This is a genomic window from Rugamonas apoptosis (assembly GCF_014042355.1).
Lineage (GTDB): Bacteria > Pseudomonadota > Gammaproteobacteria > Burkholderiales > Burkholderiaceae_D > Rugamonas > Rugamonas apoptosis.
In genome coordinates, this window is the sequence record NZ_JACEZU010000010.1 from 183646 (window position 1) to 205718 (window position 22073).

Here is a 22073-nt window from a genome sequence, read left to right on the forward strand (position 1 = left end):
GACGCAGCTTAGATGTAAGCGGGCACTAAGCAATGCTTGTGCTCGACGTGATATTCAAATTCTTCGCGGAACTGTTTGACGAAAGCCCGCACCGGCATCGCCGCCGCATCGCCCAGCGCGCAAATGGTGCGGCCCTGGATGTTGTCGGCGATCGAGTTCAGCATATCCAGGTCCGACGCGCGGCCCTGGCCATGCTCGATACGATGCACCATGCGGTACATCCAGCCCGTGCCTTCGCGGCAAGGGGTACATTGGCCGCACGACTCTTCAAAGTAGAAGTAGGACAGGCGTTCCAGCGCCTTGACCATGCAGCGCGTCTCATCCATCACGATCACGGCGCCCGAGCCCAGCATGGAGCCAGCCTTGGCGATCGAATCGTAGTCCAGGTCGGTGTCCATCATGATCTCGCCGCGGATCACCGGAGCGGACGAACCGCCGGGGATGACGGCCTTGATCTTCTTGCCGCCGCGCATGCCGCCAGCCAGTTCCAGCAGCTTGGCGAACGGCGTGCCCAGCGGTACCTCGTAGTTACCCGGCAGGTTCACGTCGCCCGAGATCGAGAAGATCTTGGAGCCGCCGTTGTTCGGCTTGCCCATGCCCAGGTACTTCTCCGGACCCATGTTCAGGATGAAGGGCACGGCCGCGAAGGTTTCCGTGTTGTTGATGGTGGTCGGCTTGCCGTACAGGCCGAACGACGCGGGGAAAGGCGGCTTGAAGCGCGGCTGGCCTTTTTTGCCTTCCAGCGATTCCAGCAGTGCCGTTTCTTCGCCGCAGATGTAGGCGCCGTAGCCGTGGTGCGCGTGCAGCTGGAAGCTGAACTCGCTGCCCATGATCTTGTCGCCCAGGAAGCCGGCGGCGCGCGCCTCGTCCAGCGCTTCTTCAAAGCGCAAGTATTCCTGGAAGATTTCGCCGTGGATGTAGTTGTAACCGACGGTGATGCCCATGGCGTAAGCGCCGATGGCCATGCCTTCGATCAGCGCATGGGGGTTGTAGCGAATGATGTCGCGGTCCTTGAACGTGCCTGGCTCGCCTTCGTCCGTGTTGCAGACCAGGTATTTCTGGCCCGGGAACTGGCGTGGCATGAAGCTCCACTTCAGGCCGGTAGGGAAACCGGCGCCGCCGCGGCCGCGCAGCGAGGACGCTTTCAGGTCGGCGATGATCTGTTCCGGCGTCAGCTTCTCTTCCAGGATGCGGCGCAGCGCGCTGTAGCCGCCGCGCTTGACGTAGTCTTCCAGATGCCAGTTCTGGCCATCCAGGCCGGCCAGGATGACCGGATCGATGTGTCGGTTGTGGAGTGACGTCATTTCTTGAGTTCCTCGACCAGGGCGTCGATCTTGTCGTTCGACATGAAGCTGCACATGCGGTGGTTGTTCACCAGCAGCACCGGTGCGTCGCCGCAGGCGCCCATGCACTCGCCTTCCATCAGCGTGAACTCGCCGTCGGCGGTCGTGTCGCGGTAGTCGATGCCCAGCTTTTCCTTCAGGTGGTGGGCTGCGCGCTCACCGCCCGACAGGGCGCACGGCAGGTTGGTGCACACGGTGATCTTGTGCTTGCCGACCGGCTTCAGGTTGTACATATTGTAGAAAGTGGCCACTTCCTGCACGGCGATGGCCGGCATGCGGATGTAGTCCGCCAGTTCCTGCATCACTTCGGGCGAGATCCAGCCCAGCTCGACCTGGGCGTGGGCCAGCGAGGCCATCACGGCCGACTGACGCTGGTCTTCCGGATACTTGGCCAGTTCGCGGTCGATTTTTTTGTAGCACTGCTCTGATAACAACATACTTTTGCCTTTCGGACTGTCTTGTCGCTTAGCGGTCGATTTCGCCGAAAACGATATCCTGGGTACCAATGATGGTCACGGCGTCGGCGATCATGTGGCCGCGCGCCATTTCGTCCAGCGCTTGCAAGTGGGCATAGCCCGGTGCGCGGATCTTCATGCGGTACGGCTTGTTGGCGCCGTCCGACAGCAGGTAGATGCCGAACTCGCCTTTCGGGTGCTCGACGGCGCTGTACGCCTCGCCTGGCGGCACATGGAAACCTTCCGTGAACAGCTTGAAATGGTGGATCAACGACTCCATGTTGGTTTTCATGTCGACGCGCGACGGCGGCGCCACCTTGCGGTTGCCCGACATGACAGGACCTGGATTGTTGCGCAGCCATTCCACGCACTGCTTCATGATGCGGTTCGACTGGCGCATCTCTTCGATACGGACCAGGTAACGGTCATAGCAGTCGCCGTTGGTGCCGACCGGAATGTCGAAGTCCATCAAGTCGTACACTTCGTACGGCTGGTGCTTGCGCAGATCCCACTCGATGCCCGAACCGCGCAGCATGGCGCCGGTGAAGCCCATGGCCAGCGCGTCTTCCGGCTTGACCACGCCGATGCCGACGGTACGCTGTTTCCAGATCCGGTTGTCGGTCAGCAGGGTTTCGTATTCGTCCACATAGGTGGGGAAACGACGGGTGAAGTCCTCGATGAAGTCGAGCAGCGAACCCTGGCGGTTTTCGTTCAGGGCGGCGATCTTCTTGTCGCTGCGGATGATCGATTTCTGGTGCTGCGGCATGGCGTCCGGCAGGTCGCGGTAGACGCCGCCCGGACGGTAGTAAGCCGCGTGCATACGGGCGCCGGACACGGCTTCGTAGCAGTCCATCAAGTCTTCACGGTCGCGGAACGCGTACAGGAACGGGCCCATGGCGCCCACGTCGAGCGCGTGCGCGCCCAGCCACAGCAGGTGGTTCAGCAGACGGGTGATCTCGTCGAACAGGACGCGGATGTACTGTGCGCGCAGCGGGACTTCAACGCCCAGCAGCTTCTCGATCGCCATCACGTAGGCGTGCTCGTTGCACATCATCGACACGTAGTCGAGGCGGTCCATATAAGGCACGGACTGCAAATACGTCTTCTGCTCGGCCAGCTTCTCGGTGCCGCGGTGCAGCAGGCCGATATGCGGGTCGGCGCGCTGGATCACTTCGCCGTCCAGCTCCAGCACCAGGCGCAGCACGCCGTGCGCGGCCGGGTGTTGCGGACCAAAGTTCAGGGTGTAGTTTTTAATTTCGGCCATTATTTCGTCCCGTAATTTTCTTCGCGGATCACGCGCGGTACATTTTCACGCGGCTCGATCGTCACAGGCTGGTAGATCACACGCTTCTGTTCCGGGTCGTAACGCATCTCGACATAGCCCGACACCGGGAAGTCCTTGCGGAACGGGTGGCCGATGAAGCCGTAGTCGGTCAGGATGCGGCGCAGGTCGTTGTGACCTTCGAACAGGATGCCCATCACGTCGAACGCTTCGCGCTCGTACCAGTTGGCGGTACGCCACAGACCCGTCACGGACGGCAGCAGCGGCATGTCGTCGTCGGACGCGAACACGCGCACGCGCACGCGCCAGTTGTGCTTGACGGACAGCAGGTGCACCACGACGGCGAAACGCAGGCCATCCCAGGCGCCTTCGCCATAATTGAGGTAGTCGACGCCGCACAGGTCGATCAGCTGATCGAAGCCCAGCGCCTGGTCGTCGCGCAGCGTCTGCATCACGCCGAAGTAGTCGGCGGCCTTGACCACCAGGGTGATCTCGCCCAGCGCCACGGTGGTGCTGACGCGATCGCCCAGGGCGGAGCCGAGGGCGTTTTGCAGTGTTTCCAAATGTGTAGTCATAGTTGATGCGCCCCGTTAGCGTGCGATCGTATTGGTGCGCTTGATCTTGTTTTGCAGCTGCATGATGCCGTACAGCAGAGCCTCAGCCGTCGGCGGGCAGCCCGGCACGTAGACGTCGACCGGCACGATGCGGTCGCAGCCGCGCACCACGGAGTAGGAATAGTGATAGTAGCCGCCGCCATTGGCGCAGGAACCCATCGAGATCACCCAACGCGGTTCCGGCATCTGGTCGTAGACCTTGCGCAGCGCGGGCGCCATCTTGTTGCACAGGGTACCGGCCACGATCATCACGTCGGACTGGCGTGGCGAGGGACGGAACACGACGCCGAAGCGGTCCATGTCGTAACGGGCCGCGCCCACGTGCATCATCTCAACCGCGCAGCAGGCCAGACCGAACGTCATCGGGAACATCGAACCCGTACGCGCCCAGTTGATCAGCTTGTCGGCCGAGGTGGTGATAAAACCTTCGTTTAATACGCCTTCAATAGCCATGGCTTATTCCCAATCAAGGGCACCTTTCTTCCAGATATACCAAAAACCGACCACGAATTCGGCGATGAACACCATCATCGTCACGAAGCCGGCCCAGCCCAGTTCGCGCATGGAGACGCCCCACGGGAAGAAGAATGCCGTTTCCAGATCGAACAAAATAAAGAGGATCGCGACCAGGTAGTACCGGACGTCGAATTTCATGCGCGCGTCTTCGAAAGCTTCGAAACCGCATTCATAGGGGGAGAGTTTTGCAGAGTCAGGCTTGTTGGGCCCGAGCAGGTGACCCAGGATCTGGGGCAGGATACCAACGCCGAGACCGACGAGGATGAACAACAGGACGGGGAAGTAATTTTCGAGGTTCACGATTGATAAGCTTGATGTTGAACGATCGGTTGAAGGACACACTGCGGTGTTGCGGTATTGCGTTGCAGTGATCTTAACGTCCGACCCAAATCAACAGCTTAGACCAGGATCGAACGACACATCCTCGTAAAAAAGCCAGCTTAGGTACTCCCTTGCTGGCCTCTAATTTCTGGTGCCGACGACGAGACTCGAACTCGTACAGCTTGCGCCACTACCCCCTCAAGATAGCGTGTCTACCAATTTCACCACGTCGGCATTCATTAAGGCCGCTATTCTACTGTGTTTTGCGCACTTTGTTAATGAGAATTGCACCAAAACAAGGAAGAAAAACGATAAATCTTTACTGATTCTTACTTTGGATTGTTTTGACAGCTTTCACTGCCAAAACAATAGGCAAGCCAGCTATTTTATAACCAATAGCTGACTTGCGGCTTACTTGGGAATCGATGCGGCAGGAGCTGGAGCGGCCGGTGCCGGCGCGGCTGGCGCCGTGGCGGCAGGGGCAGCCGCGGCAGGCGCCGTGGTCGCAGGAATGGCGCCAGCGCCACCAGCTGGCGCGGCTGGCGCAGGAGCGGCCACCTTGTCCATCACGCCGCCACTGACGCCCGTGCTGCTGTGGGTTTGCAGGAACGACAGGCCCAGCGTGGCGCTGAAGAACAGCACGGCGGCCACGGCGGTCGACTTGGACATGAAGTTGGACGAGCCGGAGGCACCGAACAGGCTGCCCGAGGCGCCGGAACCGAAGGCGGCACCCATGTCGGCACCCTTACCATGCTGCATCAGCACCAGGCCGATGATGGCCAGCGCCGACAAAACTTGCACCACAACGATCAGATTGTACAAAGTGTTCATGTTATTTCATTCTCACATTAAATAAGTTTCAAGCACTACCCTGCCCCGCCACGCGCTCAGTGCGCGTGGATGATGGCCAGGAAATCGGCTGCCTTCAATGCCGCGCCGCCGATCAGGCCACCATCGATATCGGGCATGGACAGCAATTCTTTCGCGTTGTCCGGCTTCATGCTGCCACCGTACAGGATGTGCACGCCGGCCGCCGCCGACGCATCTTTTTCCGCCAACTGGGCACGCAACACCTGGTGCACGTCCTGCGCCATTTGCGGCGTGGCCGTCTTGCCGGTGCCGATTGCCCACACTGGCTCGTAGGCGACGACGATCCTGGCCACATCGCCAGCGGCGATGACTTCCAGCACGGCGCCCAGTTGCTCACGCACGACGGCATCGGTCTGGCCCGCTTCGCGCTCGGCCAGCGTTTCGCCCACGCACACCACCGGCGTCAGCCCGGCGGCCAGCGCGGCCACGGTCTTCTTCGCCACCAGTTCGCTGCTTTCATGATGATAAGCACGGCGTTCCGAGTGGCCGATCAGCACATAGCGGCAGGCGAAATCCGCCAGCATGGCGGCCGACACTTCGCCCGTGTAGGCACCCGAGGCGTGGGCCGACAGGTCTTGCGCGCCCCAGGCGATGGCGGTGCCCTGCAGCGCCGATTGGCACTGGGCCAGGTACGGCGCCGGCACACAGACGGCGCATGCCGCGCCCGAGGAGGTCAAGCCTGCGGCGATGCCGGACAACAATTCCGCATTGCCGGCAAGGCTGCCGTTCATTTTCCAATTACCGATGACGAGTTTGCGTCGCATAGTGGCCTAATTTTCAATAACCCGCTATTTTAACGCGCGGGCGGAAGCCCGGTCAAACCAGCGGCAGGCGCCGGCGGACCAAAGTTGGCAAAAATGACACAAATTTCCATCATCGCCGCCAAAAAATGGTTCAAATTATCTGCAACATGATTTTTCCCACATGGGTGCTGCGCTCCATCAGCGCGTGGGCCGCGGCGGCCTGCTCCAGCGGGAACACTTCGTAAATGACGGGCTTGATCTTGCCCGCCTCGAACATCGGCCACACGCGCTGCTTCAACTGGGCCGCGATGGCGGCCTTGAAGGCGACGGAACGGGGCCGCAAGGTGGAGCCGGTAATGGTCAGGCGGCGGCGCAGCACCTGGCCCAGGTCCACCGTGGCCTTGGCGCCGCCCAGCAGCGCGATCAGGGAAATGCGGCCATCGTCAGCCAGGCAGGCGATTTCGCGCGGCAAATAGTCGCCGCCCACCATGTCCAGGATCACGTCCACGCCGCGCTCGTTGGTGAGCGACTTGGCCAGCGCCGCGAAATCCTCGGTCTGGTAATTGATGCCCCGTTCCGCCCCCAGCCGCTCGCAGGCACGGGCCTTGTCGTCGCTGCCGGCGGTGGCGAACACCCGGTGGCCCATGGCGGCGGCCAATTGGATCGCCGTCACGCCGATGCCGGAGGTGCCGCCCTGCACCAGCAGCGTTTCGCCGCCGCGCAGATGGGCGCGGTCGAACACATTGCTCCACACGGTGAAATAGTTTTCCGGCAGCGAAGCCGCTTCCAGCGCCGACAGGCCACGCGGCACGGGCAGGCATTGCGGCACCGGCGCCACGCAGTATTCGGCGTAACCGCCGCCCTGCACCAGCGCGCACACCAGGTCGCCTTTCTTGAAGTCGCTGCCCGTCAGGTCGCCATCCACGATTTCGCCGGCCACTTCCAGGCCGGGCAGATCGGACGCGCCCGGCGGCGGCGCGTAGCTGCCCAGGCGCTGGAACACGTCCGGCCGGTTGATGCCGGCCGCATGCACCTTGATCAGCACTTCACCCGCCTTGACGGCCGGCACCGGACGTTCGCACAGCTTCAGCACATCAGCCGGCCCCGGCTTGGTGATCTCGATCGCGCGCATGACGCTTCCCTCGTGATTGGAAAGGGACGATTGTACTTCAGGGCGGCGCCACGCGCAGGCCGCCCGCGCCCCCGCGACAGTCGACAGCGTCAGCCGCCACCGGTGCGCGACTGGCGCGGCAAGGGCGTGTTCGGCTTCCAGGCGGCCGACAGCGCCTGCCCTTCCTCGATCTGCTCCTGCGTCATGCTGCGCAGCACGGCCGCGCGCTGCTCGGCAGCGTTCATGGAACCGCCGGCGGCAGCCAGGTTCCACAGCATGTAGGCGAGCACGTTATCCTGCGGCATGCCGCCGATGTGATAGCGGTACATCAGGCCCAGCACCTGCTGCGCCTCCGCATGGCCTTGCTCGGCCGCCTTGCGGAACCAGACGATGGCTTGCTTGTGGTCCTGGATCACGGCGTTGCCCGTGTAGTACATGGCGCCCACCACATACTGCGCGTCCGCCTTGCCCTGCAGCGCCGCCTTGCGGTGCCATTCCAGCGCCTGCTTGTAATCCTGCGGCACGCCGCGGCCCATGTAGTACATCAAGCCCAGCAGATGCTCGGCGTCGGCATTGCCGGCCCTGGCCAGCGGCGCGATCTCGCGGTAGGCGAGCGCGTAATTCTTGCTGTTGTAGGCCATGGCGCCGTCGGCGAAGCCGGCGTAAGCGGCCTGTTGCATGGCCAGCAGCAGGCACAGCGCGAATACGGTTTTTTTCATGGCGCGTTTGTATGCGTGAGGGTGACGGTTCATCATTGCGTCGTCCGCCTTATTTCCAGCTGACCTTGCCCAGGCCATCCACGCTCACGTTCCGGTTGGCTGGCTTGCCATATACGGTGACGGAACCCAGGCCACTCAGGTTGAGCGTGGCGTCGTGGCGGGCCGTGACCGTGGCGTTGCCCAGGCCGCTCAATTGCACATCCACCGCGTCGGCCTGGAACTGCTGCGCGTTCAAGCCGCCCAGTCCGCCGAGCGACGCACGCAGCAGCTTGCTGCGCCCACCCAGCGTGATATAGCCAGCGCCATGCAGGTCCAGCTCCACCAGCTCGTTCTCGCTGACCCACAGGTGCATGCTGCCCACGCCCCCCAGGTTGGCCTTGAGCTTCTTGTAATCGCCCGCCACTTTCATGGAACCGGCCCCATCCAGGGTCAACTCCAGTTCATCGCCCATGAAGCCGTTCACTTCCGTGCTGCCCACGCCTTCCGACACCACTTGCCGCAGCGCCGGCAACACCAGCTCCACCCGCGCGCCCGAGCGGTTCAGTTTGACGCCATGTCCTTCCGTGTCCAGGTGCAAGGTGTCGCCCGTCTGGGAGGCCGTGATCTTGGCCATGGTACGCCGGTCGGCCACGATGGTCAGGGACGGTTGCGCGCCTTGGGTCAGTTTCAGGTCGAGCACACCGTCGAGCAGCACCCGCACCACGCGCCCGTCGATGGGACGCGATTCGGTGACGTAATCGTCGGCGGCCTGGGCCCGGCCCACCAGCGTACAGAAGGCAGCCAGCAGCAGGCTGAAAGGGAGCAGTTTTTTCATTTGCAGGGTTTCCTCGGGTTTCCTCGCGGGCGCACCGGTCGTGGATGCGGATCGTCGCCAATGTAACAGAGGCCACGACGGGGCGCGGCGAATTGCGACGAACTGCATATTTCACGTCACAGATTGCGCTTTTGCCACGCCACGCCGCTGTCGGAAAAACTGACGGTGCAGCGTCCGCCAACGGCCCGCCCCGCCCCCGGCCACGGCCTGCGCCACGGCCCGCCCCAGCCCGCCACGGGCAAGGCCGGGTTCGGCACTGGCCGGCGCCGTGACCGGCCTGGCCAAGAGCAAGGACATCAAGATCTATCCGGTGCTGTTCGGCAGTTGCTCGCCCATCACGCCCGGCTTCCTGCAGGCGGCGTCTGAAACGGGTGGCCAGGTGTTCTTCCTGTTCGGCGAGGAGGCCGGCGCCGTCACCCAGCTGGCCGACCTGGTGGGCCGCAACAACGCGGTGCAGATCCTGTCCGTGCAGGACCAGTTCCCCATCCATAAAACCCGCAGCGTGCCCGTCGATATCAGCCTGACGCGTTCGCCTTCGCCACGCCAGGCCAGACCGATAGCGGCGTGTTCACGCTGGCGGGCGAATGGTGGGATGGCGATCCGCTGGCGGGCGGCAGGCTGATCCAGGCTGCCGATCCGGTGGCGGCACCATTCGCGCCGCAAGTGCCGGGCGCAACGGTACTGCCCGTGCCGGCCACGGCCCTGTTGTTGGCGACGGGCCTGGGTCTAATGGGAGGCTGGGGAGGCTGGGGAGGCTGGGGAGGCTGGGGAGGCCGGGGACGCCGGGGACGCTGGCAATGGATGCGCCAGCGCGGCCGCCAGCAGCGCTAGCAGGTCGGCGCTTGCCCGTGGCGCCGGGGCGGCCGGCCGGATGTCGAGATAGAAGCCGGGGCCGGTACGCCCCAGCAAATCAAGCTTCTTGCCGTGCCGCTCGGTGGGCTGCACTTGCAGCACCGTGAGCCGGGTCCGCCCCGCATCCTGCGCCTGCAGGTGAACGATGAACTGGCAGGAGAACGGCGCGCCGCCCGCGTCCCAGTAGTAATCGGCATCGGGCACGATCAGCACGTCGTGGCGGCGCGCGTCGATGGGCAGTTGCAGCCAGCGCGCCAGCGCGGGTGTGGGCGACAGGGCCAGATCCGTATCCGGTGGGAACAATGGTGCGCCGAACGGCAGCGTCATATGATAACGGCGATGGGCTTCGCCACCGGGCGCCAGATGCTGCATGGCGCGTAGTATCAGTTGCTGGACCTGGGCCGGCGCCTGCCCGATGACGATAGCATCCGGCTCGGCACCCCACGCTGGTGGCGGCAGCGCAGCCAACGGAACGGCGCAGACCAGAGCCAGCAGCAGCGCAGACCACCTGGCCACCGCGCCTGCGATTGCTTGCTTCATTATTTGAACCATCCGTCGCATATCCCCTCCCGCCTACCATGCTACCAAGCGGCGCGTGTCACGTCGTTGATATGGCGCCGAACCAGTGGGACGCAATGCGCAAAGAACCGGGCTCAGGTCATGAAACTTCGCATCTTGCGAGATGTCATGACCTGCCCGCCCCGGTTTGATGACCTGCCCCTGGTCTTAGCTGTCGAGCGGAGTGAAGGCCGCGCCGGGCAGCACGATGGTGGCGCGGAAGCCGCCCTCGGGATGATTGTCGAGCCGTAGCTCGCCGCCATGGGCTTGCACGATGCCGCGCGCGATGCCCAGCCCCAGCCCCATGCCGCTGCTGTTCTGCTCGCGGCCATGGTCGAGCCGGACATACGGCTCGGCCAGGCCATCGAGCGCCTCGGGCGGCACGCCCGGCCCGTGGTCGCGGATCACGATGGCGATGTTGGCGCCGCGCGGCTCCACCGCCAGCTCCACCTGCTTGCCGTAATGCAGGGCGTTGTTGAGCAGGTTGCCGATGGCGCGCTTGAGCGCCAGCGGCTTGGCAGCCACGCTCAGGCCCGAGGCCGTAAACAGGACCTGATGGCCGGCCAGGCGGGCATCGCGCACCATGCGGCCCAGCAAGGCGTCGAGCCGGATCTCGGTGGGATTTTCATGGATGTCGCTATCTTTGACGGTCTGCAGGGCGCCCTTGACCATCATCTCCAGCTCATCGAGGTCTTCATGGAACTCGTCGCGCAACTGCTCATCGTCCAGCAATTCCGTGCGCAGTTTCAAGCGCATGATGGGGGTGCGCAAATCGTGCGAAATGGAGACGAACAGCCGTTCCCGGTCCGCGATATAGCGATTGATGCGCTCACGCATGGCGCTGAACGCGCGCACCGTGTTGACGAATTCCCGGCTGCCCGTTTCCGGCAAGGCAGGCATGCGCTCGCCGTTACCAAAAGCGGTGGCCGCTTCCGACAGGGCCGCCAACGGCCGCGTGGTCCAGCGCACCACCAGGATACACAACAGCAGCACGGCCGCCAGCGACAACGCCTGCAGCAGCACGCGGTCGCGCGTGAGCGGGTTGCCGCTGTCGAGGAAGTAAGGATTGGGCATCAGCGTGGCCAGGTACAGCCAGTTGCCCGGCCCCATCTCCGCCTGGATCAGCAGGATGGGCGCCGGCGCCGGCTTGGTCAGCACCACGTTCTGCACCCAGCCTTCCGGCATGTCGTTGAGCGTGGTGCCGTCGTCGCTGACGGGCAGATGGTCGGGCCAGCCGAAATCGATGCGCAGCTTGCTCAGGTTGGGCACATCCTCCTTGAGCGTGGTGCGCACCTGGGCGATGGCCACGTCCGCCAGCGGCTGTTCGCCGATGCCGGGGATTTCCACCGGCGCCCGGTTGACGTTGACGAGGAAGCGGGTGCCGCCCATCTCGCGGAATTGCTGGATGATCAGGGGCCGGTAATTGGCCGGCAGGCTGAGGAAGAAGCGGATCACCTTGGACGCGCTGTGGGCCAGATGCTGGGTGGCCGTGCGCACTTCCACCTCCGCTTCCGCCTGGCGCTGGGTGGCCCACAACCAGTTGCCCGCCAATTGGGTCAGCAGCACGCCGGCCACCATCACCACCACCAGCCGCCCCAGCAGCGACGACGGCAGGATGCGCGCCAGCCAGCGCCCTGGGCGCAGCCTGGCAGTCATGTCAACATGGCCATGGCTAGGCATGGCGACGAAGACAGTGCGCGTGCACGGCAAGGCGCCATAACGACGCCATGGGCTGGTTGCAGTGACTTCTTAGACATTGCTGACCGTAACATCGGCTGAAAATACATAACCGGCGCCGCGCACGGTCTTGATCAGCAACGGCTGGCGGCCGGCATCGTTCAGGCGCAGGCGCAGGCGGCTGATCTGCACGTCCAGGAAGCGGTCCATGGGGCCGGCGTCACGGCCCCGGGTTTCCTCGCACAGCACGTTGCGGTCCAGGATGTCGCCCGCGTGTTCCACGAAATACTTGAGCAGCTGGAAATCCAGTCCCGTCAGCGGCACATGTTCGCCGCTGGGGCCGGTGACGGTACGTTCCACCGTGTCCAGCGTGTAGCCGACGAAGCGGTAGAAGCGGGGCGCGGCCACGTTGTCCATGCCGGTGCGGCGGTGGATGGCCTTGATGCGCGCCAGCAGCTCGCGCGGGCTGTAGGGCTTGGAGATGTAATCGTCCGCGCCCAGTTCCAGCCCCACCACGCGGTCGGTTTCGTCGGAGCTGGCGGTGAGCATGATGATGGGCACGTTGGAGCGGCGCCGCACCATCTTGCACAGGGCGAAGCCGTCCGTGTCGGGCAGCATCACGTCCAGGATCACCAGCGACAACTCGTCGGCGTAGCGGTTGAACTCGGCCGTAAAGGTTTCGCCGTTGTGGGCCAGGCCCACCTCGTACTGGTTCTTTTCCAGGTAGGTCTTGAGCAGAGTGCGGGTTTTCTGGTCGTCGTCGACTATCAATATCTTACGCATGGTGTTGCCTAGTGTGTCTTGGTGTAGGTACGCGCGATGGTGGCCAGGCGGCGCTGGGTGTCGGCCACGGTCACGCCATCGTCGAGGAAATAACGGTGCAATTCGGCCACCATCGCGTCACGCACGATCTCGTCGGTGGCCATGCGGTGCACCAGGCTGGGAATCTGGGCGCCGGGGCCGCTGGAAAACAGTTTGTAGGAAGCGCGCGCGCAACTGTCCATTTTGGCCAGCGCCGGGTTGCGCAGCACGGGAATGGAACCCTTGACCTGATTGTAGTCGTTCTGCAGCGCCGGCGTCATGATCACGGCGGCCAGCTTTTCCTGGGCCGGCCGGTGCGATTCGCGCGTGGCCAGCATGCTCAGGGTGTCGATGTTGTACAGGTGGTAGTTGGCGGTGCCGGGCACGACCGCGCAGCCGAAACCCTCATCCACCGTTAAACCGCGCATCACCAGCTCGCCCTTGGCCCAGTCGCCCATCACCAGCATGGCCGCGTTGCCGTCGGCCAGTTGGCGGGTGGTGTCGTCCCAGGTACGTTCGGGCACGGGCTGGTCCATCCATTTCTTCAAGTGACGCAAGCGCGTCAGCGCACTGGCCAGTTTCGGGTCGGCATAGGCGGACGCTTCGCGGCGCTGGAGCAAGGCGCGGTAGAATTCGGCGCCCTCGGACAACACCAGCGTCTCGAACAGGGTGGCCACCTGCCACGGTTCGCTGCTCTGGGCCAGCGGCACCACCCCACCCTGCTGCAACACCGTGGCCGCGTGCTCGAACTCGGCCCAGGTGGTGGGCGGGTTCAGCTTGAACTGGCTGAACAGCTTGCGGTTGTAGAACAGGGTGTTGATGCGGTGGATGCCCAGCGGCGCGGCGTAGACGTGGCCGTCGGACTGGATGGCGGCCGCCACGGTGGGCTGCAGCAGCTTGTCCCATTTACCGGCGGCGGCCACCGTATCCAGCTCCAGCAGCAGGCCGAGCCGGGCCCAGTCGCGGATCACGATGCCGTTCACCTGCGCCACTTCCGGCGCATCCTTGGCCAGCATGCGGCTGCGCAGCACGATGCCGGCACCCACGCCCGAGCCATTGGGGATCATGCCGTCGCGCCAGCCGATGCCCTCATCGTTGAGACGGGTCGCCACCAGGTCGATGGCCTTGCGTTCGCTGGCCGACTTCCACCAATGCAGCACTTGCAGGCCATCCGCCTGCGCGGCGCCCCATGCCGCCAGGCACACCAGCGGCAGCAGCCTGCGCAGCGTTTTCACCATGTCTCCTCACTCCAGCGACGATCCACCTCGTCGGATGAACCTGTTCTTTTATATCGCGGCGATATATCCGCCATCTTGCCGCTGAGACTATACCTTAAGTCTTGCAACAAACGTTGGTTACCAACTTCAGCTTTTTGCAATAAAGCGTATGGAATTGTTGCGTTTTGTTGCAGCCGCGCGTGCACCGCGCCCGGCCCCGCCAGGCCCGCCATGACAGCCAAAACGGCCGTTTCGCGTTGCCGTCCATTGTAAGGAAATGTAAGCGCCTGGCGGCGCCGAAAAACACTCTATTTCAATCAAATCAACCACTTAACGATATTTCAGATAGAGAAAAGTGCCTGGGTAGCATCACAAAAGGGCCGATGTTACTGTGCATCTGCCGTAGCAAAAAACTACAACATCCACCGCAACAGCAACACAGTGTGGCAGATACGCCGGCATGGAACGAGAGATAACGCGGCAGATATGCCGACGTGTCCAGGTCCGCACTGACAACCAAGAGGAGACTGTCGTAATGAAACATACCGTCCTGAAAACCCTCCCGGCCATGATGGCCCTGGCCATGGCCAGCGGCGTCGCGCACGCCGACGCCTTCAACGACACCGAGGGCTTCCACGGTTACCTCCGCGCCGGTTCCGGCGCCAGCTCGACCCACGGCCCACAAAGCTGCTTCAGCCTGGGTGGCCCTACCCAGAGCTATCGCCTGGGTAACGAGTGCGACAGCTACACCGAATTCGGCTACACCCACGAACTGGCCAAGTCGGAAAACGGCGCCACCTTCGTCGGCACCCTGTGGGCCAACGCCTACAAGAACGGCTCCGACTTCGGCAACGCCCCGCTGAACGTGGCCAAGGCCTACGTGGAAGCGCGCAACCTGCCGTTCATGAACGGCGGCACGGTCTGGGTCGGCAAGCGTTACTACTACCGTCCTGACATCCACATGCTGGATATGCAGTTCATCAACATGAACGGTACCGGCGGCGGTCTGGACAAGATCAACCTGGGCCCAGGCAAGATCAGCTACGCCGTGTTCAAGGATAACGACCAGAACCAATACGATCCGAGCGTCTCGGCCGTCGTCAATACCTCGGCCGCCGTCCGCCAGAACCTGGTGTACGAAGGCTTGCCTGTCAACGCCGGCGGCACGCTGGACGCGGCCTTCACCATCGTCACGGCCCAAGGCAAGGGCACGCAGGACCACAACGGCTGGAACGCTTCGCTGTTCCACAAGCAAGCCGGCACCTTCGGCGGCGGCAACACGTTCGGCGTGCAATACGGCGTGGGCCCAGGCACCGGCATCGGCGGCCCATGCTGCGCCCGTATCGGCTCCTCGGGCAGCACCACGCTCGGCTCCGACGTGACCCGTGTGCGTGTGTTCAACGACCTGTGGATCCAGCCAACCAAGCAGTTCAGCGCCGAAATGGTGGCCCTGTGGCAGAAGGACAAGTCCGACGCCAACGGCAGCACCACCTGGACCACGGCCGGTATCCGTCCCGTGTACGCCTTCGCGCAAAACTTCAAGCTGCAAGCCGAACTGGGCGTAACGGGCCTGAAGTCGGGCACCACCGGCGACACGGCGCACCTGACCAAGCTGACCATCGCCCCGACCATCACGGTGGGCGAAGGCTTCTGGCAGCGTCCTGAACTGCGCGCCTACTTCACCTACGGTAAGTGGAACAAGGAAGCGACGGCCCTGGTCAACGCGGCCAACAATTCCGGCCCCGTGTACGGCAACGGCACCAGCGGTTCCTCGATCGGCCTGCAGATGGAAGCCTGGTGGTAATCGGCCCGGCATCCTGCCAGCCTGATACCCCGTTGCAGCAATAACGTCAGCCGCGCGTCCGGCCCCCACAACCGCTTTCAGGGTGCCGGCGCGTTTTCGTGATAAATTAATAAAGTTACATCAATCCACATAACGGAGACATATAACATGACCCTCAAACCCCTCGTTCAAGCCGCTCTGCTGCTGTCCGCCGTCGCCGCCTCCGCCGCCATGGCCGCTCCCCAGGTCGAAGTGCTGCACTACTGGACTTCCGGTGGCGAAGCCAAATCGATCGCCGAACTGAAGAAAATGATGGAAGCCAAAGGCGTGGCCTGGAAAGACTTCGCCGTGGCCGGTGGCGCTGGCGAAAACGCCACCACCGCCCTGAAGGCACGCGTGATCGCCGGCAGCGCGCCGACCGCCGCCCAGATCAAGGGCCCATCGATCCAGGAATGGGGCCAGGAAGGCGTGCTGGCCAACATCGACGCGGCCGCCACCGAAGGCAAGTGGGAAAGCCTGCTGCCCTCCGTGGTCACCAAAGTGATGAAGTACCAGGGGCATTATGTCGCCGTGCCGGTCAACGTGCACCGCGTGAACTGGCTGTGGGTCAACCCGGCCGTGCTGGCCAAGGCCGGCGCCAAGGCCCCGACCAACTTTGACGAGTTCTTCGCCGCCGCCGACAAGATCAAGGCCGCCGGCATGGTGGCCGTGGCCCACGGTGGCCAGCCATGGCAGGACGCCACCGTGTTCGAATCGGTGGTGCTGGGTGTGGGCGGCGCCGCGTTCTACGACAAGGCACTGGTGAAACTGGATCAGGCTTCCCTGACCAGCCCAACCATGGTCAAGTCGTTTGAAACGCTGGGCAAGATCAAGACCTACATCGACAAGGACGCCGCTGGCCGCGACTGGAACCTGGCTACCGCCATGGTCATCAACGGCAAGGCCGGCATGCAGTTCATGGGCGACTGGGCCAAGGGCGAATTCACGGCCGCCGGCAAGGTACCGGGCAAGGACTTCCTGTGCCTGCCAGCGCCTGGCACCGAGAAATCGTACACCTTCAACATCGACTCGCTGGCCATGTTCAAGGTCAAGAGCGCCGAAGAACAGAAGGCCCAGCTGACCCTGGCCAGCGCCGTGATGAGCCCCGAGTTCCAGGAAGTGTTCAACCTGAACAAGGGTTCGATCCCGGTCCGCGCCGGCGTTTCGCGCGCCAAGTTCGACGCCTGCGCCACCCGTTCCATGGACGACATGGCCGCCAGCAGCAAGGCCGGTTCGCTTGAGCCGTCCATGGCCCACGGCATGGCGATCGACTCGGCCAAGGCCGGCGCCATCCAGGACGTGATCGCCAAGTTCATGAACTCGTCGATGACGCCACAGGCCGCCGTGCAAGCGCTGGCCAAGGCCGCCAAGACCAAGTAAGGCGGCAATTTACGCTGCCAACCAGGCAGCAACCAGGCCCGCAACTTGGGCTGTAACTGAAGCTGTAATGCTGTAACGCTGTCGCGCGGACCGCCGTCCGCGCGCAGAGGCCGCGGCCCACCGCGCTCCCGCCCCTCCGGGAGCGCGGGCCGGCCGCCCCCCTCGCCCTGGAGAACCCCATGTCTGCTACAACCGCAACCCCGGCCAGCCCGGCCGCCGCCACCGCGGCCCGCGCCCCGGTCCGCGCCAGCCGCTTCGCCGGCCTGGCCGACACCTGGCTACCACGCCTGGTGCTGTCGCCCACCATCATCGCCTCGCTCGTGTTCGTGTATGGCTTCATCGGCCTGACGGCCTGGCTGTCGCTGACCGACTCGCGCATGATGCCCAATTACGAGTATGCCGGCTTCGGCCAGTATGCCAACCTGTTCGAGATCGACCGCTGGTGGACCGCCGCCGCCAATCTCGGCATCTTCGGCGGCCTGTTCATCCTGGTCTGCCTGGCCATCGGCCTGACCATGGCCATCTTGCTGGACCAGCGCATCCGCCATGAAGGCGCGCTGCGCGCCATCTACCTGTACCCGATGGCGCTGTCGTTCATCGTCACCGGCGCGGCCTGGAAGTGGATCCTCAATCCCGGCCTGGGCCTGGAGAAGATGGTGCACGACTGGGGCTACACCAGCTTCAGCTTCGACTGGCTGGTCAATTCCGACATGGCTATCTACACCGTGGTGATCGCCGGCGTGTGGCAATCGTCCGGTTTCGTCATGGCCCTGTTCCTGGCAGGTTTGCGCGGCGTCGACGACGCCATCATCAAGGCCGCCATGGTCGATGGCGCCAGCCTGCCCACGATTTACCGGCGTATTGTCATCCCCTCCTTGCGTCCGGTCTTTTTCAGCGTGCTGCTGGTGCTGGCGCACATCGCCATCAAGAGCTTCGACCTGGTGATGGCACTCACCGCCGGCGGCCCCGGCACCTCCTCAGACGTGCCGGCCATCTTCATGTACCAGTTCTCGTTCACCCGCGGCCAGCTGGGTCTGGGCGCGGCGTCGGCCATGATGATGCTGGCCACGGTGCTGGCCGTGCTGGTGCCGCTGATGTACATGGAAACCAAAGGAGCGCGCAATGGACGCTAATCTGAACACCGACGGCGGCCGCGTGACGGTCGGCCGCGTCGCCATCTACACCCTGCTGGTGCTGGTGGCCCTGTATTACCTGGCGCCGCTGTACGTGATGCTGACCACGTCGTTCAAGACGCTGGACCAGATCCGCTCGGGCAACCTGCTGGACTTCCCCCTGCAGCCGACCACGGCGGCCTGGGGCAAGGCCTGGGACAGCGCCTGCACCGGCGTGCGCTGCGGCGGCTTGCAGCCGTACTTCTGGAACTCGGTGCGGATGGTGATTCCGGCCGTGCTGATCTCCAGCCTGATCGGCTCGCTGAACGGCTACGTGCTGGCCCACTGGCGCTTCCGTGGTTCGAACGTGGTGTTTACGGCCCTGATGGTGGGCTGCTTCATCCCGTTCCAGGTGGTGATCCTGCCGATGGCGCGCCTGCTGGGCATGGCCGAACTGGCCAACACCACCAGCGGCCTGGTCCTCGTGCACATCATCTACGGCATCGCCTTCACCACCCTGTTCTTCCGCAACTATTACGTGTCGGTGCCCGATGAACTGGTGAACGCGGCCCGCATCGACGGCGCCGGTTTCTTCACCATCTACCGCCGCATCATCTTCCCGCTGTCGCTGCCCATCTTCATGGTCTGCTTCATCTGGCAGTTCACGCAGATCTGGAACGACTTCCTGTTCGGCGTGGTGTTCGGCGGTTCGGACGCGCAACCGGTGACGGTGGCGTTGAACAACCTGGTCAACACCTCGACCGGCGTGACCGAGTACAACGTCAACATGGCCGCCGCCATCATCGCCGCGCTGCCTACCCTGGTGCTGTACATGGTGGCGGGCAAGTACTTCGTGCGCGGCCTGACGGCTGGCGCGGTCAAGGGCTAATAAACATATTCGGCGCCGGCATCGTGGCCGGCGCCTTCTGGAGACATCAGCATGGCTAGCTTATCTATTCGTAATGTGCGCAAGGTTTATCCGAACGGCGCAGAAATCCTCAAGGGCATCGATCTGGAGATCGAGGACGGCCAGTTCCTGATCCTGGTGGGCGGCTCCGGCTGCGGCAAATCCACCCTGCTCAACATGATCGCCGGACTGGAAACCATCTCGCAGGGCGAGATCCGCATCGGCGACCGCGTGGTCAACAACATCCCGCCCAAGTCGCGCGACATCGCCATGGTGTTCCAGTCGTACGCGCTGTACCCCACCATGACAGTGCGCGAGAACATCTCGTTCGGCCTCGGTATCCGCAAGGTGCCCAAGGACGAACAGGAGAAGATCGTCAACCGCGTGGCCGACACGCTGCAGATGGCCCACCTGCTGGACCGCAAGCCGGCCATGCTGTCGGGCGGCCAGCGCCAGCGCGTGGCCATGGGCCGCGCCATCGCCCGCGATCCGTCGCTGTTCCTGTTCGATGAACCGCTGTCGAACCTGGACGCCAAGCTGCGCGTGGAAATGCGGGCCGAGATCAAGCTGCTGCACCAGCGCCTCGGTTCGACCATCGTCTACGTGACCCACGACCAGATCGAAGCCATGACGCTGGGCGACCGCATCGCCGTCATGCGCGACGGCGTGGTGCAGCAGTTCGGCAGCCCGCAGGACATCTACGACCGTCCCGATAACCTGTACGTGGCCGGCTTCATCGGCTCGCCGTCGATGAACTTCCTGCGCGGGAAACTGGTGCAGGACGGCGCCAACATCTCGTTCGCGCTGGAGCACGCGGGCCAGACCACGCTGCTGCCGGTGCCGGGCACGGTGCTGCCCAAGCACGCCGGCCGCGAGATCATTCTCGGCATCCGCCCCGAGCACGTGACGGACGCCGTCAGCGCCCGCCGCGCCACCAGCGCCGACCCCTACCATCCAACGGAAGTGGAATGCCTGGTCGAGATGACGGAACCGACCGGCCCGGACACGCTGGTGTTCGCCTGGTTCAACGGCATCCGCGCCACCTGCCGCACCCACCCGCGCGCGGAGGCGACGGCCGGCCTGCACACCAAGCTGGCGTTCGACCTGTCGAAGGCCGTGTTCTTCGACCCGACCTCGGAACAGCGCATCGACCTGGGCCAGTAAGCGCCCCAACCCGGCTGCCGCCTTCTTGCGGCAGCCGTCCCCTCCCTTCCCCGTTGGTTCCTGGCCGCGCGTGCGCGCCAAGCAGTCGCTACACCCAAACACATTACAGACGCGGGCCACGACCGGCGTCATGGAGACTGAACATGAAGCTGAACGATATCAAAATCGGCTACCGCCTGATGCTGGGCTTCGGCCTGATGCTGGTGCTGATGGCCGGCATGACCACCGTCGCCGCGCTGGCCTCGCGCCAGGCCGGCGCCAGCCTGACCCGCTCGGTCGACGACAGCAACGCCAAATCCGCGCTGGTGGCCGCCATGCGCCAGAACCTGTTCCGCCAGGGCCTGGCGGCCCGCAACATCGGCGCCACGGCCGACCTCAATCAAATGCAAAAGGAGATGGCCAACATCGGCATCGAACAGCAGCGCTACCGCGACAACGAAGCGAAGCTGACCACGCAGGGCCTGAACCCGGCCGAGCAGGCCATCGTGGCCGAAATGCACGGCTACGAACAAACCAGCCTGCCCTTCTTCAAGGAGGCGCAGGAATACGTGGCCGGCTTCAACGCGGGCCAGGCGCTCAAGGTGCTGACCACACAAGTGGCGCCGTTGCAGGACAAATGGCTGGCCGGCCTGGACCGGATGGCGGCCCTGCAGAACCAGGAGATCGGCACCGGCATCAACCGCTTCAAGGACGACAGCGCGCGCGCCACCGTCATCATGGCCGTGATTTGCGCCGTCGCCATGACGCTGGCCGTGGTGGTCGCGCTGCGCCTGAGCCGCAGCATCACCCGCCCCTTGCAGCACGCACTGGACTTGGCCACCCGCGTGGCCGGCGGCGACCTGACCCAGCCCGTGAGCGTGGGTGCGCAGGACGAGACAGGCCAGTTGCTGCGCGCACTGGCCAGCATGAACGACAGCCTGGCCGCCACCGTGGGCGCCGTGCGCACCAGCACCGAATCGATCACGGTGGCCTCGCGCGAGATCGCCAGCGGCAACGCCGACCTGTCCTCGCGCACGGAAGCCCAGGCCAGCGCCCTGGAACAGACGGCCAGCTCGATGGAAGAACTGACCGGCACCGTGCGCCAGAACGCCCAGCACGCACAGCAGGCCAACCAGTTGGCCGTATCGGCATCGGCCGTGGCGGCGCAAGGCGGCCAGATCGTGGCCGACGTGGTGCAGACCATGGCCACCATCAAGACCAGCTCCTACCAGATCGTCGACATCATCGGCGTGATCGATTCGATCGCGTTCCAGACCAACATCCTCGCGCTGAATGCGGCCGTGGAAGCGGCCCGCGCCGGCGAACAGGGGCGCGGCTTCGCCGTGGTGGCGTCGGAAGTGCGCAACCTGGCCCAGCGCAGCGCCGGCGCGGCCAAGGAGATCAAATCGTTGATCAGCAATTCCGTGGAACAGGTGGACGCGGGCGGCAAACTGGTTGACTCGGCCGGCCAGACCATGGAGCGCATCGTCACGGCCGTGCAGCAGGTGGCCGACTTCATGCACGACATCACGGCCGCCAGCCAGGAGCAAAGCGTGGGCATTGAGGAAGTCAACCGCGCCGTCGGCCAGATGGACGCCATGACCCAGCAGAACGCGGCCCTGGTTGAACAAGCCGCGGCCGCAGCCGAGAGCATGCAGGAACAGGCCAACAACCTGGCGAAGGCGGTCGGCATCTTCAAACTGGGTGCGCGGGACACGCAAGACCCGTCGGCGCGCACCGCCCTGCCCCCGGAGCGCAGCCCGCAATTCCGCCTCGGCTCCGCGCGCGCGGCAACGCCGGCCTGACGCGCGCACGA

At 64.2% G+C, this 22073-nt stretch carries 22 protein-coding genes and 1 tRNA gene; 7 read left to right on the forward strand and 16 right to left on the reverse strand.

Annotated elements, in window-relative coordinates; all coding sequences use genetic code 11:
• Positions 1-8: 8 nt before the first annotated feature.
• The 12 genes from nuoF to H3H39_RS20010 all read right to left on the reverse strand — a co-directional run bounded on the left by nuoF (position 9) and on the right by H3H39_RS20010 (position 8788).
• Entirely contained in the window at positions 9-1304 is a 1296-nt protein-coding gene (gene nuoF / locus H3H39_RS19955) for an NADH-quinone oxidoreductase subunit NuoF (RefSeq protein ID WP_182155784.1), read from the reverse strand.
• Positions 1301-1780 (reverse strand): NADH-quinone oxidoreductase subunit NuoE, encoded by a 480-nt coding sequence (gene nuoE, locus H3H39_RS19960; protein WP_182155786.1) that lies wholly within the window; start codon positions 1778-1780, stop codon positions 1301-1303. Before nuoE ends, nuoF begins: the two co-directional genes overlap by 4 nt.
• A gap of 28 nt (positions 1781-1808) precedes the next feature.
• Positions 1809-3062: an NADH-quinone oxidoreductase subunit D gene (locus tag H3H39_RS19965; protein WP_182155788.1), complete on the reverse strand. Its 1254-nt coding sequence runs from the start codon at positions 3060-3062 to the stop codon at positions 1809-1811.
• A complete protein-coding gene (locus H3H39_RS19970) occupies positions 3062-3655 on the reverse strand; it encodes an NADH-quinone oxidoreductase subunit C (protein WP_182155790.1) in 594 nt (197 codons plus the stop codon). The genes H3H39_RS19965 and H3H39_RS19970 overlap by 1 nt, the downstream gene beginning before the upstream one ends.
• Positions 3656-3670: 15 nt before the next feature.
• Positions 3671-4147: a NuoB/complex I 20 kDa subunit family protein gene (locus tag H3H39_RS19975; RefSeq protein WP_008450353.1), complete on the reverse strand. Its 477-nt coding sequence runs from the start codon at positions 4145-4147 to the stop codon at positions 3671-3673.
• Between the two features lie 3 nt (positions 4148-4150).
• Positions 4151-4510, reverse strand: a complete 360-nt coding sequence (locus tag H3H39_RS19980) for an NADH-quinone oxidoreductase subunit A (protein WP_182155792.1) — start codon at positions 4508-4510, stop codon at positions 4151-4153.
• A gap of 170 nt (positions 4511-4680) precedes the next feature.
• Positions 4681-4765 (reverse strand) — tRNA-Leu (locus H3H39_RS19985).
• A gap of 177 nt (positions 4766-4942) precedes the next feature.
• A complete protein-coding gene (secG, locus tag H3H39_RS19990) occupies positions 4943-5362 on the reverse strand; it encodes a preprotein translocase subunit SecG (protein WP_182155794.1) in 420 nt (139 codons plus the stop codon).
• A gap of 56 nt (positions 5363-5418) precedes the next feature.
• Positions 5419-6165 (reverse strand): triose-phosphate isomerase, encoded by a 747-nt coding sequence (gene tpiA / locus H3H39_RS19995; protein WP_182155796.1) that lies wholly within the window; start codon positions 6163-6165, stop codon positions 5419-5421.
• Positions 6166-6295: 130 nt separating this feature from the next.
• The gene (locus H3H39_RS20000; RefSeq protein WP_182155798.1) at positions 6296-7276 is read right to left on the reverse strand and encodes an NAD(P)H-quinone oxidoreductase; all 981 of its coding nucleotides are present in this window, start codon (positions 7274-7276) and stop codon (positions 6296-6298) included.
• Positions 7277-7365: 89 nt separating this feature from the next.
• Positions 7366-7974: a tetratricopeptide repeat protein gene (locus tag H3H39_RS20005; RefSeq protein ID WP_182155800.1), complete on the reverse strand. Its 609-nt coding sequence runs from the start codon at positions 7972-7974 to the stop codon at positions 7366-7368.
• A 49-nt stretch (positions 7975-8023) separates the two neighbouring features.
• Entirely contained in the window at positions 8024-8788 is a 765-nt protein-coding gene (locus tag H3H39_RS20010; protein ID WP_182155802.1) for a GIN domain-containing protein, read from the reverse strand.
• Between the two features lie 268 nt (positions 8789-9056).
• On the opposite strand from H3H39_RS20010, the gene H3H39_RS20015 reads away from it, so the two are divergent.
• Positions 9057-9410, forward strand: a complete 354-nt coding sequence (locus H3H39_RS20015; protein WP_229218146.1) for a hypothetical protein — start codon at positions 9057-9059, stop codon at positions 9408-9410.
• 104 nt (positions 9411-9514) lie between these two features.
• Here H3H39_RS20015 and H3H39_RS20020 read toward each other — a convergent pair whose 3' ends face one another.
• The 4 genes from H3H39_RS20020 to H3H39_RS20035 all read right to left on the reverse strand — a co-directional run bounded on the left by H3H39_RS20020 (position 9515) and on the right by H3H39_RS20035 (position 13914).
• Entirely contained in the window at positions 9515-10180 is a 666-nt protein-coding gene (locus tag H3H39_RS20020) for a hypothetical protein (RefSeq protein WP_182155804.1), read from the reverse strand.
• Between the two features lie 186 nt (positions 10181-10366).
• Positions 10367-11854, reverse strand: coding sequence for an ATP-binding protein (locus H3H39_RS20025; RefSeq protein ID WP_229218147.1), 1488 nt, complete (start codon positions 11852-11854; stop codon positions 10367-10369).
• Between the two features lie 93 nt (positions 11855-11947).
• The gene (locus tag H3H39_RS20030; protein ID WP_182155807.1) at positions 11948-12658 is read right to left on the reverse strand and encodes a response regulator; all 711 of its coding nucleotides are present in this window, start codon (positions 12656-12658) and stop codon (positions 11948-11950) included.
• Positions 12659-12666: 8 nt separating this feature from the next.
• Positions 12667-13914 carry an ABC transporter substrate-binding protein gene (locus tag H3H39_RS20035; RefSeq protein ID WP_182155809.1) on the reverse strand — a complete coding sequence of 416 codons (1248 nt, stop codon included), beginning with the start codon at positions 13912-13914 and terminating at the stop codon, positions 12667-12669.
• Between the two features lie 514 nt (positions 13915-14428).
• On the opposite strand from H3H39_RS20035, the gene H3H39_RS20040 reads away from it, so the two are divergent.
• From H3H39_RS20040 to H3H39_RS28400, 6 genes are all read left to right on the forward strand, one after another.
• Positions 14429-15697, forward strand: coding sequence for a maltoporin (locus tag H3H39_RS20040; protein WP_182155811.1), 1269 nt, complete (start codon positions 14429-14431; stop codon positions 15695-15697).
• Between the two features lie 147 nt (positions 15698-15844).
• Positions 15845-17095, forward strand: coding sequence for an ABC transporter substrate-binding protein (locus H3H39_RS20045; RefSeq protein ID WP_182155812.1), 1251 nt, complete (start codon positions 15845-15847; stop codon positions 17093-17095).
• Between the two features lie 179 nt (positions 17096-17274).
• Entirely contained in the window at positions 17275-18228 is a 954-nt protein-coding gene (locus H3H39_RS20050; protein ID WP_182155814.1) for a carbohydrate ABC transporter permease, read from the forward strand.
• Positions 18218-19096, forward strand: coding sequence for a carbohydrate ABC transporter permease (locus H3H39_RS20055; RefSeq protein ID WP_220461618.1), 879 nt, complete (start codon positions 18218-18220; stop codon positions 19094-19096). The genes H3H39_RS20050 and H3H39_RS20055 overlap by 11 nt, the downstream gene beginning before the upstream one ends.
• A 51-nt stretch (positions 19097-19147) precedes the next feature.
• On the forward strand, positions 19148-20278 hold the full coding sequence (locus tag H3H39_RS20060) for an ABC transporter ATP-binding protein (RefSeq protein WP_182155816.1): 1131 nt from the start codon (positions 19148-19150) through the stop codon (positions 20276-20278).
• Between the two features lie 143 nt (positions 20279-20421).
• A complete protein-coding gene (locus tag H3H39_RS28400) occupies positions 20422-22062 on the forward strand; it encodes a methyl-accepting chemotaxis protein (RefSeq protein WP_182155818.1) in 1641 nt (546 codons plus the stop codon).
• Positions 22063-22073: the final 11 nt, after the last annotated feature.

Coding starts and splice junctions, on each gene's coding strand:
- nuoF (WP_182155784.1), bottom strand. CDS start 1,304: ATGACGTCACTCCACAACCGACACATCGATCCGGTCATCCTGGCCGGC.
- nuoE (WP_182155786.1), bottom strand. CDS start 1,780: ATGTTGTTATCAGAGCAGTGCTACAAAAAAATCGACCGCGAACTGGCC.
- H3H39_RS19965 (WP_182155788.1), bottom strand. CDS start 3,062: ATGGCCGAAATTAAAAACTACACCCTGAACTTTGGTCCGCAACACCCG.
- H3H39_RS19970 (WP_182155790.1), bottom strand. CDS start 3,655: ATGACTACACATTTGGAAACACTGCAAAACGCCCTCGGCTCCGCCCTG.
- H3H39_RS19975 (WP_008450353.1), bottom strand. CDS start 4,147: ATGGCTATTGAAGGCGTATTAAACGAAGGTTTTATCACCACCTCGGCC.
- secG (WP_182155794.1), bottom strand. CDS start 5,362: ATGAACACTTTGTACAATCTGATCGTTGTGGTGCAAGTTTTGTCGGCG.
- tpiA (WP_182155796.1), bottom strand. CDS start 6,165: ATGCGACGCAAACTCGTCATCGGTAATTGGAAAATGAACGGCAGCCTT.
- H3H39_RS20000 (WP_182155798.1), bottom strand. CDS start 7,276: ATGCGCGCGATCGAGATCACCAAGCCGGGGCCGGCTGATGTGCTGAAG.
- H3H39_RS20005 (WP_182155800.1), bottom strand. CDS start 7,974: ATGAAAAAAACCGTATTCGCGCTGTGCCTGCTGCTGGCCATGCAACAG.
- H3H39_RS20010 (WP_182155802.1), bottom strand. CDS start 8,788: ATGAAAAAACTGCTCCCTTTCAGCCTGCTGCTGGCTGCCTTCTGTACG.
- H3H39_RS20020 (WP_182155804.1), bottom strand. CDS start 10,180: ATGAAGCAAGCAATCGCAGGCGCGGTGGCCAGGTGGTCTGCGCTGCTG.
- H3H39_RS20025 (WP_229218147.1), bottom strand. CDS start 11,854: ATGACTGCCAGGCTGCGCCCAGGGCGCTGGCTGGCGCGCATCCTGCCG.
- H3H39_RS20030 (WP_182155807.1), bottom strand. CDS start 12,658: ATGCGTAAGATATTGATAGTCGACGACGACCAGAAAACCCGCACTCTG.
- H3H39_RS20035 (WP_182155809.1), bottom strand. CDS start 13,914: ATGGTGAAAACGCTGCGCAGGCTGCTGCCGCTGGTGTGCCTGGCGGCA.
- H3H39_RS20040 (WP_182155811.1), top strand. CDS start 14,429: ATGAAACATACCGTCCTGAAAACCCTCCCGGCCATGATGGCCCTGGCC.
- H3H39_RS20045 (WP_182155812.1), top strand. CDS start 15,845: ATGACCCTCAAACCCCTCGTTCAAGCCGCTCTGCTGCTGTCCGCCGTC.
- H3H39_RS20050 (WP_182155814.1), top strand. CDS start 17,275: ATGTCTGCTACAACCGCAACCCCGGCCAGCCCGGCCGCCGCCACCGCG.
- H3H39_RS20055 (WP_220461618.1), top strand. CDS start 18,218: ATGGACGCTAATCTGAACACCGACGGCGGCCGCGTGACGGTCGGCCGC.
- H3H39_RS20060 (WP_182155816.1), top strand. CDS start 19,148: ATGGCTAGCTTATCTATTCGTAATGTGCGCAAGGTTTATCCGAACGGC.
- H3H39_RS28400 (WP_182155818.1), top strand. CDS start 20,422: ATGAAGCTGAACGATATCAAAATCGGCTACCGCCTGATGCTGGGCTTC.